Source organism: Burkholderia sp. AU31652 (assembly GCF_002223155.1).
Taxonomy (GTDB): domain Bacteria; phylum Pseudomonadota; class Gammaproteobacteria; order Burkholderiales; family Burkholderiaceae; genus Burkholderia.
The window spans coordinates 1-12,938 of record NZ_NKFG01000008.1 but is presented as its reverse complement, the minus strand read 5'-3'; the positions used below and the strand labels follow the sequence as shown (position 1 = coordinate 12,938).

The following is a 12,938-nucleotide window of genomic DNA, read 5'->3' as shown; positions in this document are numbered from 1 at the left end:
AATCCGTCAGCAGTCGATCCCGAGCACTTCGCGCGCGGTGGCATCCACGGCCTTGCGCATCGTGTCGACCAGTTCATCGATTTGCGCGTGATCGATCACCAGCGGCGGCGCAACGATCAGTCGGCCGTTCGTCGAACGCACGATCGCGCCGAGTTCGAACCCGACGGTCCGGCTGTGCCAGGTCAGGTCGGCCTCGTTCGCAAAGCGCTCGCGCGTCGCCTTGTTCTTCGCGAACTGGATCGCGCCGACCGCGCCCACACCCTGGATCTCGCCGACGAGCGGATGATTGCCGAACGCATCGCGCAGCGCCTTCTGCAGGTACGGCCCGGTATCCGTCTTGGTCCGCTCGACGAGGCCTTCGCGCTCGAGCACGTCGAGGTTGGCCAATGCGACGGCGGCCGCGACCGGGTGCCCCGAATAGGTCAGCCCGTGCGCGTAGACACCCCCCTTGTCGACTAGCGCCTCGCCGACGCGCCGGCTCATGATCAGCCCGCCCATCGGCACGTAGCCCGAGGTCAGGCCCTTGGCCATGCAGATCAGGTCCGGTTCGAAGCCGAAGTGACGATGCGCGAACCACTCACCGGTACGGCCGAAACCGCCGATCACTTCATCCGCACAGAGCAGCACGTCGTACTGTCGGCAGATGCGCTCGATCTCCTGCCAGTAGCCGTCCGGCGGGAAGATCATCCCGCCCGCCCCTTGGAACGGCTCCGCGACGAACGCGGCCACGCGGTCCGCACCGATCTCCAGGATCTTGCGCTCGAGCGACAGCGCCGCCTGCTTGCCGAATGCCTCGGGGCTCAGGTCGCCGCCGTTCGCGTACCAGTACGGTTCGTCCACGTGCGTGATGTTCGGAATCGGCAGGTCGCCCATTTCGTGCATGAACGCCATCCCGCCCAGCGACGCGCTGCCCACCGTCGACCCGTGATAGCCGTTCACGCGACCGATCAGCACCTTCTTCTCCGGCTTGCCCATCACGTCCCAGAACCGCCGCACGGTGCGAATCAGCACTTCATTCGATTCGGATCCCGAATTGGTATACACCACGTGACTGAAGCGATTGCCGAGCAGCGCGAACAGACGCTCCGACAGTTCGATCACCGACGGGTGCGTCGTATGAAAGAACATGTTGTAGTAGGACAGTTCCTTCATCTGCCGCGCGGCGGCGTCGACCAGCTCCGGCCGCCCATAGCCAACGTTGGTGCACCACAGCCCGGACATGCCGTCCAGGTAGCGGTTGCCGTCGTTATCCCATAGATGGATACCTTCGCCGCGCACCATCACGCGCGCGCCTTCCTCGTTCAGCGCCTTCTGGTCGACGAATGCGTGCAGGTGATGCGCGGCGTCGCTGCGTTGATAGTCCTGTGTCGTACGATGCGGAAAGTTGGGCGCATTCATGGGCGAGTCTCCGGTTCGTTGTGTGGATGAAAAGCGTGGTCGTGTTGCGCGGCGCAACCGCATGCGGGCCGCCGCGTCGAATCAGTAACTGATCCAGGTTGTCTTGAGGCCCGTGTACTTGTCGATCGCATGCAGCGAAAGATCGCGGCCGAAGCCCGACTGGCGGAACCCGCCGAACGGCGTCTGCGCGCTCAGCGCATCGACGGTGTTCACGGACACCGTGCCGGCACGCAGCCGCCCGGATACGCGGTGCGCGCGCGACAGGCTGCCGGTCCAGAGCGACGCGGCCAGCCCATAAATCGAGTCGTTCGCGAGCCGGATGGCCTCGTCCTCGGTGTCGAACGCCATCACCGACAGCACCGGCCCGAAGATCTCCTCGCGCGCGATGGGGTCGTCGTGCTTCACGTCGATGAAGATCGTCGGCTCGATGAAGTAGCCCTTGCCGTCGACGCGCGGCGCGCCTCCGCCGATCGCGAGCGTTGCGCTATCGCGGCCGCGTGCGATCCACTCGCGCACGCGCCGATGCTGCTGCTCGTCGACGATGGCGCCCATCCCGCTCGCCGGATCAAGCGGATCGCCCGGCATGAACGCGGCGGCATGCGCAATCAGCCGGTCGACGAACGCATCGTGAATCGAACGCTGGACCAGCAGCCGCGAATTGGCGGAACACACCTCGCCCTGGTTGAAGAAAATGCCGAAGCACGCCTTGCGTGCGGCCAGGTCGAGATCGTCCGTATCGTCGAAGACCAGGTTCGGGCTCTTGCCGCCGCACTCGAGCCACACCTGCTTCATGTTCGACTGCGCGGCGTACTCGAGGAATTTCTTGCCGACGGCCGTCGATCCGGTGAAGGCGAGCACGTCCACGTCGGGATGCAGCCCGAGCGCACGCCCTGCGGTCTCGCCGTAACCCGGCACGACGTTCAGCACGCCCGGCGGCAGGCCGGCCTCGAGCGCCAGTTCCGCGAGACGCAATGCGGACAGCGGCGATTGCTCCGCCGGCTTCAGCACGACACTGTTGCCGGCCGCCAGCGCGGGCGCGACCTTCCACGCGACCATGTCGAGCGGAAAATTCCACGGCACCACGGCACCGACCACGCCCAACGGTTCGCGCGTGACGACCGCGAGGTTGCCGGGGTCCGTCGACGCGACTTCGCCATGCAGCTTGTCGACGGCTTCGCCGTACCAGCTGAACAGGCCGCCCGCGGCCGGCACGTCGATGCTGAACGCGTCCGCCACGCGCTTGCCCATGTTGAGCGAGTCGAGCAGCGCGAGCTCCGCGCCGTGCGCTGCGATGAGCTCGCCCAGCCGGCACAGCACGCGCTTGCGCTCGGCCGGCGCGCAACGTGACCAGACGCCGGATTCGAACGCGTGACGCGCGGCGCGCACGGCGTCGTCGACGTCCGGTGCATCGCACGACGCGACTTCCGCGATGACGGCCTCCGTCGCCGGATTGATCGCGGTGAACGTCCGACCGCTTCGAGCCGGCACGCCGCGCCCGCCAATTTGCGCGAGTGTTCTCGGGACCACTTGCGGCGCGAGACGTCTCCAGTCCGCGTGCTGATGAGTTTCTGCTGAAGTTGGGTTCATTCAAGACTCCGTTTTGACGACCAGGCGTTTATGCGTTGTTCTGCGCCTGAACTCGACCCGACGAAAGACGCCAGCGGGCACGACCGATGCCCATGACCGCCGCGCATCGCCGCAGTCGTCCGGTTGGCAAACTGTCGGTCGTCAAAAAGAGATTTGAAAGAACAGTTTTTCTTCTCATTGAAGAGGTTATTTCTATTCATTCCGCGGTCGTGCAGTGGGTTTTCCTGCCACGTCGCGATCCCGGTGCCGTTTGTTTGCGTGCGATCGCGTCGGCTTTCCGATGAGATTCGACGTGTCATCCGCAGCGACATCTGGCCGGTACGACGTTGCGCCCCGCCCAGTCCAACCACATACTGGTCGGCCAGTGGGAACAAGGATGCTGACGATGGTGAATGTCGATCATGGCGCCGCTTCGATCTTCGGCGTGATAGGAACGGCCGTGTCTTTGCTGGCGGCGATTCCGTATGCGCTCGCCATCTACCGGCGCACGATTCGCCCGCATCTGTTCACCTGGCTCGTGTGGTCGGTCGTCACGGCGATCGCGGCGGCCGGCCAGTTCGTCGCGGGTGCCGGGCCGTCCGCGTGGTGCACGGCAGCCATTGCCGTTACCTGCTTCCTAACGCTGGTGGCAAGCATCTTTCGGGGAGAACGCGGCTGGACACGCGTCGACTGGTTTTTCCTGGTCGCGGCCCTGTCGGCCATTCCGCTGTGGATGCTGACCAACGACCCGACGCTCTCGATCTGTCTGGTCACGCTGATCGAGCTGGCCGGCCTCGGCCCGACCGTCCGCAAGACGATCTGCGATCCGTGGAGCGAGAGCCTCACGTATTTCGCGCTGTGCGTGCTCAAGTACGCGCTGGCGTTGCTGGCGTTGAGCACGTGGAGCGTCGCGGTCGCGTTCTATCCGGCCGTCAACGTCATCGCGTCGATCGGCATCTGCGTGGTGATGCTCGTCCGGCGCCAATCGCTGTCGAACGCGCGGTAGACGGTATCCGGCGGTGCGGTATGTTCGTTGCTGCTGTTGCTCGCCGGTATGAGCTGAACCACAGACCTTCAGAGACGATGCGAGGCCCTGAAATGGATGCAATCCGTACAACTATCGAACCCAGCGAAGCCGCGCTTCGTGTCGCGATGCTGGCCAACGATGTCGAAGCGCTCGATGCGTTGCTGGACGACGACCTGGTGTTCACCGTTCCGACCGGCCAGGTCATCTCGAAGGAGGACGACCTGGCCGCGCATCGCGCGAAGCTGCTGCGCCTCGACAGGCTCGATGTGCAGGAAACACGCGCATGCGCGATCGGCGAGATGATCCTGACCACGACGAAGGCGAGACTCGCCGGCCATTTCGACGGCACGGCGTTCGACGGCATGTTTGCCTATACTCGGCTCTGGCGCCGATCATCCGCCGGCTGGCGCGTCGTCGCCGGGCATGCATCGCAGGTCGCGTAGCTGCGTCGTGCGCGACGTTCCTTCGAGTCGGCAAGCCCCGCGAATCCGGCGTTGAGTTGAGTCGATGCGAGCCGGGCGATACCCCGACGAAGGTGTCGACCATCACAGGAGACGAGATGCACCAAGCATTCACCGTACGCGCAGCCCGTACCGCGGACGCGGACGCACTCACGCGGCTGGCTCGCATTTCGAAGGCACACTGGGGCTATCCGCAGGACTGGCTGGACTTGTGGCAGAGCGATCTCACGATTGCGCCGGAGACGATCGATGGGTCGATCGGATACGTTGCGGAGTCCGGCGCGGCAATCATCGGGTTCTGGGTCCGGGCGTCATCGGAATCGGATCGCCCGACGCCCGGATGGCTGTTCGTCCATCCCGACCACATGGGCCGCGGTGTCGCCCGGGCACTGTGGGAAGAGGTCCGCAGGGAAAGCGTCGCGAGAGGGATCAGGAGCTTCGTGATCGAAGCGGACCCCAATGCGCTTCCGTTCTATCTGGCGCTCGGCGCCGAAAAAATCGGCGAAAAGGAATCGAGCGTCGTCCCGGGCAGGTACTTCCCGATCGTGAGGATCACGATCTGATTGCAACGTCCGTCGGCACCGCCGCCAGACGCACCCGGTATCGCCCTTCTCACGCTGACTGCAACGTCATCGTGCGGCGGTCCTCGAGCTTGAACTCGCCGACCGTCTGCGCGAGCCTGGCGGCCTGCTCGCGCAGCAACGTCGCGGCCGCCGCGGACTGCTCGACGAGCGCCGCGTTCTGCTGCGTCGCATTGTCGAGATGCGACACCGCCTGATTCACCTGCTCGATCCCCGTGCTCTGCTCCTTGGCGGCCACGGTAATTTCCGCAATCACGCTCGTGATGCTGCGCACGCCCTCGACGATTTCGTTCATCGTCGTGCCGGCCGTCTGGACGAGTCCCGAGCCTCCCTCGATCTTCTCGACCGACGAGTGAATCAACTGCTTGATTTCCTTGGCAGCCTGCGCGCTGCGCTGCGCGAGCGCTCGCACCTCGCCGGCGACGACCGCAAAGCCCCGGCCGTGCTCGTTCGCACGTGCGGCCTCGACGGCAGCGTTCAACGCGAGAATGTTGGTCTGGAACGCGATGCCGTCGATCACGCCGACGATGTTGGCGATCTCGCTCGACGCCTGCGTGATCTCGTTCATCGTCGAGACGACTTCGCTGACGACCGTGCCGCCGCGCACCGCGACGTCCGACGCCGATTCCGCGAGACGGCTCACCTGGCTCGCGGCATCGGCCGAGTTGCGGGCCGTGCCGGCGATTTCCTCGAGCGCGGCGGCGGTTTCCTGCAAGCTCGATGCAGCATGCTCGGTCCGCCCGGACAGATCCTGGTTGCCCTGCGCGATCTCGGCGCTCGCGAGGTTGACGGATTCGCTGAACTCGCGAATCTGCAGCAGGATCGTACTGATCTTTTCGGCGAACAGGTTGAACGCATGCGCGATCTGCGCGGCTTCGTCCGCGCCGTCGGCAGGCAGGCGTTTCGTCAGGTCGCCGCTGCCGGTCGAGACATCCGTCAGCGCGTCGCGAACCAGCAGGATGCGCTTGAAGGCCGCGTTCGTCATCGCACCGACGAGCGCGGCCGCGATCACGGCCACGATCAGGATCGCCGCCAGTGTCGTCGTCGCGACCGCGCGCATGCCGGCCGTCACGTCGGCCTTGTCGAGCGCGAGCACGAGGGACCAGTCGGTGCCCGCGATCGGCTGGGCCCGCAGCAGCTTGGTGGCGCCGTCGATGTCGATCGCGACGGGCTCGGACGCGGTTTGCAGCGCGCCGAGGTGGTCGGCGTCGAGTGCCGGCGAAAGACCGGTTGCCGGTTTCATGATCAGGTCGGTCTTGGCCGACGCAATCACGCGTCCGCTCTTGTCCACCAGAAATGCGAAGCTCGCGGGTGTCGGGTGTACCGAGGTGACGATCGAGCTCACGCTCTCCATGAACAGGCTGGCGGCCAGCACGCCCTTCACCGTGCCGTCGCGCACCACGGGCACCGCGAACGCGACAGCCGGCTTGCCGGTCGTTGCATCACGATAGAGTGCCGTCACGACCAGGCTGCCGGCGCTGACGGCCTGCTTGTACCACGGGCGTGATGTCGGGTCGTAGCCGGGTGCGAGCGGCACGTTCGAGAACGCGGTCTTGTCCGGCAGGCCGAGCGTCAACACCTCGAAGCCGCCCGACTTCCCAAGCAACTTCAGCGCCGGCAGCGGGTCGCCCTCGCCGATCGGGATCGTGTCCGCGAGTGCCTGGGTTTCCCGGCCTCTGCTGGCCACCCATTCGTTGATCGCCAGCGCGTGCCCGGCGAGGATCGACTTGTGATTCTGGTCGATTGTCGCGTCGTTGTGTTGCTTGACGACGTAATAGACCAGGCCGCCTGTCACGGCCAGCGCCGTTACCACGATGGCGACGCAGGTCGCGAGTATCCGTGCACGAATCGAGGACAACATGATGACTTCGATCTCCGTTACCGCGTTATATGAATGGGCTCGCCGAAAGCGGGCAACGTCCTGTTTAACGACAGCGGCTGCGGGAACTTAAGGCCTGACTGGCCAGACCAGTGTGCGCAACGGATCGGCAGAACCGTGGATTGAAAGACGGACGTGCCGATCCGGCAAGATCGGATACCGTGCGGACTGACCGGGGCGCGTAGCAGGGAGCCTTGAAGAACTGTCAACGCTCGTCCGGATACGCGGAAGGTTGCCATGTTCCGGTTCGCCGGAGGTTTGACGGTCTATCTGCATCGCGATTCGGTCGACTTCCGCGTGGCCGGTAGCAGAAAGGCATCTCGTTCAGCGTGTCGAAGCCGAGAGACGGGATCAGGTATCGATTCCGCTCCGGCACGCGTATTTGACGAGCCGCCGACGATAAGTGCGCTCCCGGCTTAGCCAACGATAAAGGGTATCACCGCAAGGCCGACGCATTCGGCAGCAGATTTTTTTCTCTCGCCACAATATTCGCGCGCCTGAAACGTCTTCAGGCACATGGAATCGCCACCCACTTCGCACACGATGACCGACCCAGACCGCGACATCACAGCGACAGTGATGCGTGAACGATCGAAGCTAGTGAATTTTATCCGGCGTCGGATTCGCGACCCGGACGACGCCGAGGACATCCTGCAGGATGTGTTTCACGAATTCGTACAGGCGTATCGACTTCCTGCGCCAATCGAGCAGGCGAGTGCGTGGCTTTTCCGTGCCGCGCGCAACCGCATCGTTGACCGTTTTCGCAAGAAGAAGGAGCAGCCTCTGACCGATCTGCCCGAGGTCGACGATGACACAAACGGTGAGTATCGCCTGGACCTCGCGCTACCGGCGCATGATGCCGGCCCCGAAGCACGCTATGCGCGCACGCTCGTGCTCAAGGCCTTGCAGGATGCGCTCGACGAGTTGCCGACCAATCAGCGGGAGGTATTTATCGCACACGAGCTGGAGGGCCAGTCTTTCAAGGAAATGGCCGCACAAAACGGTGTCGCGCTCAATACGCTGCTCGCTCGCAAACGCTATGCGGTCTTGCATTTGCGTGACCGACTCCAGCCCATTTATGACGAACTGGATAACACCTAGAGGAATCGACAGATGAATTTCCGAATCAGATGTGCAGGCAAGGCGCTTCTCGTGTTGATCGCGATAGGCGTGCTCGGATGGGTCGTCATGATGTTATGGAACTGGGTCATGCCGGCGCTATTCGTCGGCGCCCGTACGATCGACTTCGCCCATGCGCTGGGCCTGCTCGTGTTGAGCCGCATCCTGTTCGGCGGATTCCGCGGACATCACGGCTGGCGCGGTCGACGCCACTGGCGCAAGTGGGAGTCCATGACCCCCGAGGAACGCGAGCATTTCCGGACCGCGTGGCGATCCGGCAGCAACCGGCCCACGGGAGAATGAACATGCCCGACAAATCAACGGGCGGCTGCAAACAGAAGCCGGGTGTGATTGCGCCGGTCGTCGATCTGAAGCGCTGCGAAGGCAAAGGGGATTGTGTCGCCGTTTGTCCCGAGAACGTGTTCGAGATCCGGCGCATCGACAAAGTCGATTACCTCGGCCTTGATTTGATGCATCGCCTGAAGCAGCGCGTGCATGGAATGAAGGTCGCCTATACGCCGAATGCGCACGCGTGCCGGTCATGCGGACTGTGTGTGACGGCGTGCCCCGAACGCGCAATCACGCTTGCCCATACGGTATAGCAACCTCCGTGTATCGCCGATATCGAGCGACAGCGCGGCATCTCTGATGAGAGATGCCGCCGCTGAATACTGCGTCGACCGAATCAATCTCTTCAAGGAAACGCACATGGCGTCACCCACCATCGCTCTTCTGCAGCGGCTCCACGAAGAGAGCCGGACCGAAATCGTCGCCCGCGCCCGTGCGCAGTTCCAGGGATCGAACGAGGATTTTCTGTCGTTAGCCGAGGAATACGAAGCGATCGCGCCCCGTCTGCGGGGGCGGTTTCTCGAAACCGTCGGGCTGTCCAGCGACGACTTCGATTCCCCCGAAGGCAGTCCGCTATCGTTGGCCGTGTCGCCGGAAACGGGCGGATTCTTGCGCAACATGGTGCTCTCGCAACGACCGGCCAGAATCCTTGAACTTGGCAGTTCATGCGGCGTATCCACGCTGTATTTCGCCGAGGCGCTGCGCACGTTGGGCCGTGGCGTTGTCGTCGCGACCGAACGTGATCCGCTCAAGTGCGCACATTTGCGCGCTCACGTCAGAACAGCGGGCCTGGATGCCTATGTCGACATGCGGGAGGGCGACGTATTCGAGACCGTTGCCGAACTGGACGGTACGTTCGACATGGTGTTCATCGACATATGGGCCGACGCCTATCTGAGGCTCTTCAAGCAGATCGAGCGCCTGCTTCGCCCGGGATCGGTCGTACTGGCCGACAACATGTACACAGCCGAGGACGCCGTTCGACCGTACAAGCACTACCTCGACAACGACCCGCGGTTTTCGACCACGACCCTGGACTTTGAATCGGGAGTCGAATTTACGGTCGTCGTTTGTTGAGTGGCGATGCCGTCGAAGCGGTTCTTCCATGGGATCTCGGGCTAAAGAACACCGCCGCCATCCCGCACCCCGAAGCATTTCCGCCGCCGAAATGCAAAAACCCCCGCCTTTCGGGCGGGGGTTTTCGGCTTAGGGAGCCTGACGATTACCTACTTTCACACGGGAATCCGCACTATCATCGGCGTAGAGTCGTTTCACGGTCCTGTTCGGGATGGGAAGGGGTGGGACCGACTCGCTATGGTCATCAGGCAAAGAGGGTTGTTGTGCTGGCTTCGCAGCACAACCAATCTGGGAAGAAGCAGTAATCTTGAGTTGTGTGTATCACACACGAGAATCCAACTTGTCGCTTTGGATCGCGGCTCGTGCTAGGGCACGGCGCCGATCTACAAGGCAGACTTGTTATAGGATCAAGCCTTACGGGCAATTAGTATCAGTTAGCTGAACGCATTACTGCGCTTACACACCTGACCTATCAACGTCCTGGTCTCGAACGACCCTTCAAGGGGATCTAGTCCCCAGGGATATCTCATCTTAAGGCGAGTTTCCCGCTTAGATGCTTTCAGCGGTTATCTCTTCCGAACATAGCTACCCGGCGATGCCACTGGCGTGACAACCGGTACACCAGAGGTTCGTCCACTCCGGTCCTCTCGTACTAGGAGCAGCCCCCTTCAAATATCCAACGCCCACGGCAGATAGGGACCAAACTGTCTCACGACGTTTTAAACCCAGCTCACGTACCTCTTTAAATGGCGAACAGCCATACCCTTGGGACCGGCTACAGCCCCAGGATGAGATGAGCCGACATCGAGGTGCCAAACACCGCCGTCGATATGAACTCTTGGGCGGTATCAGCCTGTTATCCCCAGAGTACCTTTTATCCGTTGAGCGATGGCCCTTCCATACAGAACCACCGGATCACTATGACCTGCTTTCGCACCTGCTCGACTTGTCGGTCTCGCAGTTAAGCACGCTTATGCCATTGCACTATCAGCACGATTTCCGACCGTACCTAGCGTACCTTCGTACTCCTCCGTTACGCTTTGGGAGGAGACCGCCCCAGTCAAACTGCCTACCATGCACTGTCCCCGACCCGGATCACGGGCCAAGGTTAGAACCTCAAACAAACCAGGGTGGTATTTCAAGGACGGCTCCACCGAAACTAGCGTTCCGGTTTCATAGCCTCCCACCTATCCTACACAGATCGGTTCAAAGTCCAATGCAAAGCTACAGTAAAGGTTCATGGGGTCTTTCCGTCTAGCCGCGGGTAGATTGCATCATCACAAACACTTCAACTTCGCTGAGTCTCGGGAGGAGACAGTGTGGCCATCGTTACGCCATTCGTGCAGGTCGGAACTTACCCGACAAGGAATTTCGCTACCTTAGGACCGTTATAGTTACGGCCGCCGTTTACCGGGACTTCAATCAAGAGCTTGCACCCCATCATTTAATCTTCCGGCACCGGGCAGGCGTCACACCCTATACGTCCACTTTCGTGTTTGCAGAGTGCTGTGTTTTTATTAAACAGTCGCAGCCACCAGTTTATTGCAACCCCTTCACCCTCCTGGCGCAGGCCAGTCAAGCTACAAGGGCGTACCTTATCCCGAAGTTACGGTACCAATTTGCCGAGTTCCTTCTCCCGAGTTCTCTCAAGCGCCTTAGAATACTCATCTCGCCCACCTGTGTCGGTTTGCGGTACGGTCATCGTTAGACTGAAGCTTAGAGGCTTTTCTTGGAACCACTTCCAATTGCTTCGCTCCCTAGGGAGCTCGCGCCACACCCTTGAATTACGCGCCCGGATTTGCCTAAGCGCCTTCTCCAATGCAGCGACCGGGACTTCCAACACCCGGACAACCTTCCGCGATCCGTCCCCCCATCGCATCTAACAATGGTGCAGGAATATTGACCTGCTTCCCATCAGCTACGCATTTCTGCCTCGCCTTAGGGGCCGACTCACCCTACGCCGATGAACGTTGCGTAGGAAACCTTGGGCTTACGGCGAGGGGGCCTTTCACCCCCTTTATCGCTACTCATGTCAGCATTCGCACTTCTGATACCTCCAGCATCCCTTCCGAGACACCTTCGCAGGCTTACAGAACGCTCTCCTACCATGCGTGCTAAGCACGCATCCGCAGCTTCGGTATATAGCTTAGCCCCGTTACATCTTCCGCGCAGGACGACTCGATCAGTGAGCTATTACGCTTTCTTTAAAGGGTGGCTGCTTCTAAGCCAACCTCCTGACTGTTTTAGCCTTCCCACTTCGTTTCCCACTTAGCTATATTTGGGGACCTTAGCTGGCGGTCTGGGTTGTTTCCCTCTTGACACCGGACGTTAGCACCCGATGTCTGTCTCCCGTGATTGCACTCTTCGGTATTCGGAGTTTGCTATGGCGGGGTAATCTGCAATAGACCCCCCAACCATGACAGTGCTCTACCCCCGAAGGTGAGACACGAGGCACTACCTAAATAGTTTTCGGAGAGAACCAGCTATTTCCAAGTTTGTTTAGCCTTTCACCCCTATCCACAGCTCATCCCCTAACTTTTCAACGTTAGTGGGTTCGGACCTCCAGTACGTGTTACCGCACCTTCATCCTGGCCATGGATAGATCACTTGGTTTCGGGTCTACGCCCAGCAACTGAACGCCCTATTCGGACTCGCTTTCGCTACGCCTGCCCTATACGGTTAAGCTTGCTACTGAACGTAAGTCGCTGACCCATTATACAAAAGGTACGCCGTCACCCCTTACGAGGCTCCGACTGTTTGTATGCATGCGGTTTCAGGATCTATTTCACTCCCCTCCCGGGGTTCTTTTCGCCTTTCCCTCACGGTACTGGTTCACTATCGGTCGATCACGAGTATTTAGCCTTGGAGGATGGTCCCCCCATCTTCAGACAGGATTTCACGTGTCCCGCCCTACTTGTCGCACACCTAGTTCTTTCATACTGTTTTCGCCTACAGGGCTATCACCTGCTATGGCCGCACTTTCCAGAGCGTTCGGCTAACAATACAAATAAAGAGTGCAAGGCTCATCCCATTTCGCTCGCCACTACTTTGGGAATCTCGGTTGATTTCTTTTCCTGCGGTTACTTAGATGTTTCAGTTCACCGCGTTCGCTTCACATGGCCTATGTATTCAGCCATGGATACTCCAAAAGGAGTGGGTTTCCCCATTCGGACATCTACGGATCAAAGCTCGTTTGCCAGCTCCCCGTAGCTTTTCGCAGGCTACCGCGTCCTTCATCGCCTGTGATCGCCAAGGCATCCACCACATGCACTTGTTCGCTTGACCCTATAACGAGTCTGTCTCGTTACAGGTTGAGTTCTCGCGTTGTGCCGTATTCCAATTTAAGTCGAACATAGAGTTCGAATCATCTTGAGATACATCGATACAATCACAACCCGGATAGTTTCCACGTCCATCTCAAGACGCTTCCGCTATCCAAATTACTTGCTTCTTCCAGATTGTTAAAGAACGACAGCCGATAC

General features: G+C 60.9%; 11 protein-coding genes and 2 rRNA genes. 8 read left to right on the top strand and 5 right to left on the bottom strand.

Annotation, left to right across the window (positions count from 1 at the left end):
- Positions 1–6: 6 nt before the first annotated feature.
- Both CFB40_RS35765 and CFB40_RS35760 read right to left on the bottom strand, forming a co-directional pair.
- Entirely contained in the window at positions 7–1,398 is a 1,392-nt protein-coding gene (locus CFB40_RS35765) for an aspartate aminotransferase family protein (protein ID WP_089434056.1), read from the bottom strand.
- Positions 1,399–1,479: 81 nt separating this feature from the next.
- Complete coding sequence (locus CFB40_RS35760) at positions 1,480–2,985, bottom strand: aldehyde dehydrogenase (protein ID WP_089434055.1); 1,506 nt, start codon at positions 2,983–2,985, stop codon at positions 1,480–1,482.
- 92 nt (positions 2,986–3,077) lie between these two features.
- Between CFB40_RS35760 and CFB40_RS38445 the strand changes: the two genes are divergently transcribed.
- The 4 genes from CFB40_RS38445 to CFB40_RS35745 all read left to right on the top strand — a co-directional run bounded on the left by CFB40_RS38445 (position 3,078) and on the right by CFB40_RS35745 (position 5,015).
- Positions 3,078–3,269, top strand: a complete 192-nt coding sequence (locus CFB40_RS38445; RefSeq protein ID WP_143329950.1) for a hypothetical protein — start codon at positions 3,078–3,080, stop codon at positions 3,267–3,269.
- A gap of 101 nt (positions 3,270–3,370) precedes the next feature.
- A complete protein-coding gene (locus tag CFB40_RS35755; RefSeq protein WP_089434276.1) occupies positions 3,371–3,970 on the top strand; it encodes a hypothetical protein in 600 nt (199 codons plus the stop codon).
- A gap of 92 nt (positions 3,971–4,062) precedes the next feature.
- Positions 4,063–4,434, top strand: a complete 372-nt coding sequence (locus tag CFB40_RS35750) for a nuclear transport factor 2 family protein (RefSeq protein ID WP_089434054.1) — start codon at positions 4,063–4,065, stop codon at positions 4,432–4,434.
- Positions 4,435–4,550: 116 nt separating this feature from the next.
- Positions 4,551–5,015, top strand: coding sequence for a GNAT family N-acetyltransferase (locus tag CFB40_RS35745; RefSeq protein ID WP_089429236.1), 465 nt, complete (start codon positions 4,551–4,553; stop codon positions 5,013–5,015).
- Between the two features lie 49 nt (positions 5,016–5,064).
- Here the strand turns inward: CFB40_RS35745 and CFB40_RS35740 are convergent, their stop codons facing one another.
- On the bottom strand, positions 5,065–6,894 hold the full coding sequence (locus CFB40_RS35740; RefSeq protein WP_089434053.1) for a methyl-accepting chemotaxis protein: 1,830 nt from the start codon (positions 6,892–6,894) through the stop codon (positions 5,065–5,067).
- A gap of 534 nt (positions 6,895–7,428) precedes the next feature.
- Here CFB40_RS35740 and CFB40_RS35735 point away from each other — a divergent pair.
- The 4 genes from CFB40_RS35735 (at position 7,429) to CFB40_RS35720 (ending at position 9,456) form a co-directional block, all read left to right on the top strand.
- Positions 7,429–8,013 (top strand): RNA polymerase sigma factor, encoded by a 585-nt coding sequence (locus tag CFB40_RS35735; protein ID WP_089434052.1) that lies wholly within the window; start codon positions 7,429–7,431, stop codon positions 8,011–8,013.
- Positions 8,014–8,025: 12 nt separating this feature from the next.
- Complete coding sequence (locus tag CFB40_RS35730) at positions 8,026–8,334, top strand: hypothetical protein (protein ID WP_089429233.1); 309 nt, start codon at positions 8,026–8,028, stop codon at positions 8,332–8,334.
- Positions 8,331–8,633, top strand: coding sequence for a 4Fe-4S dicluster domain-containing protein (locus CFB40_RS35725; protein WP_373452711.1), 303 nt, complete (start codon positions 8,331–8,333; stop codon positions 8,631–8,633). Before CFB40_RS35730 ends, CFB40_RS35725 begins: the two co-directional genes overlap by 4 nt.
- A gap of 106 nt (positions 8,634–8,739) precedes the next feature.
- Entirely contained in the window at positions 8,740–9,456 is a 717-nt protein-coding gene (locus CFB40_RS35720) for an O-methyltransferase (protein WP_089434274.1), read from the top strand.
- Positions 9,457–9,592: 136 nt separating this feature from the next.
- Here CFB40_RS35720 and rrf read toward each other — a convergent pair.
- Positions 9,593–9,705 (bottom strand): 5S ribosomal RNA (rrf, locus tag CFB40_RS35715).
- A gap of 154 nt (positions 9,706–9,859) precedes the next feature.
- A 23S ribosomal RNA gene (locus tag CFB40_RS35710) occupies positions 9,860–12,741 on the bottom strand.
- Between the last annotated feature and the right edge of the window lie 197 nt (positions 12,742–12,938).

What these genes read in the sequence shown, in the direction of transcription:
- CFB40_RS35765 (WP_089434056.1), bottom strand. Translation starts at nt 1,398, where the DNA reads ATGAATGCGCCCAACTTTCCGCATCGTACGACACAGGACTATCAACGC.
- CFB40_RS35760 (WP_089434055.1), bottom strand. Translation starts at nt 2,985, where the DNA reads ATGAACCCAACTTCAGCAGAAACTCATCAGCACGCGGACTGGAGACGT.
- CFB40_RS38445 (WP_143329950.1), top strand. Translation starts at nt 3,078, where the DNA reads ATGACCGCCGCGCATCGCCGCAGTCGTCCGGTTGGCAAACTGTCGGTC.
- CFB40_RS35755 (WP_089434276.1), top strand. Translation starts at nt 3,371, where the DNA reads ATGGTGAATGTCGATCATGGCGCCGCTTCGATCTTCGGCGTGATAGGA.
- CFB40_RS35750 (WP_089434054.1), top strand. Translation starts at nt 4,063, where the DNA reads ATGGATGCAATCCGTACAACTATCGAACCCAGCGAAGCCGCGCTTCGT.
- CFB40_RS35745 (WP_089429236.1), top strand. Translation starts at nt 4,551, where the DNA reads ATGCACCAAGCATTCACCGTACGCGCAGCCCGTACCGCGGACGCGGAC.
- CFB40_RS35740 (WP_089434053.1), bottom strand. Translation starts at nt 6,894, where the DNA reads ATGTTGTCCTCGATTCGTGCACGGATACTCGCGACCTGCGTCGCCATC.
- CFB40_RS35735 (WP_089434052.1), top strand. Translation starts at nt 7,429, where the DNA reads ATGGAATCGCCACCCACTTCGCACACGATGACCGACCCAGACCGCGAC.
- CFB40_RS35730 (WP_089429233.1), top strand. Translation starts at nt 8,026, where the DNA reads ATGAATTTCCGAATCAGATGTGCAGGCAAGGCGCTTCTCGTGTTGATC.
- CFB40_RS35725 (WP_373452711.1), top strand. Translation starts at nt 8,331, where the DNA reads ATGAACATGCCCGACAAATCAACGGGCGGCTGCAAACAGAAGCCGGGT.
- CFB40_RS35720 (WP_089434274.1), top strand. Translation starts at nt 8,740, where the DNA reads ATGGCGTCACCCACCATCGCTCTTCTGCAGCGGCTCCACGAAGAGAGC.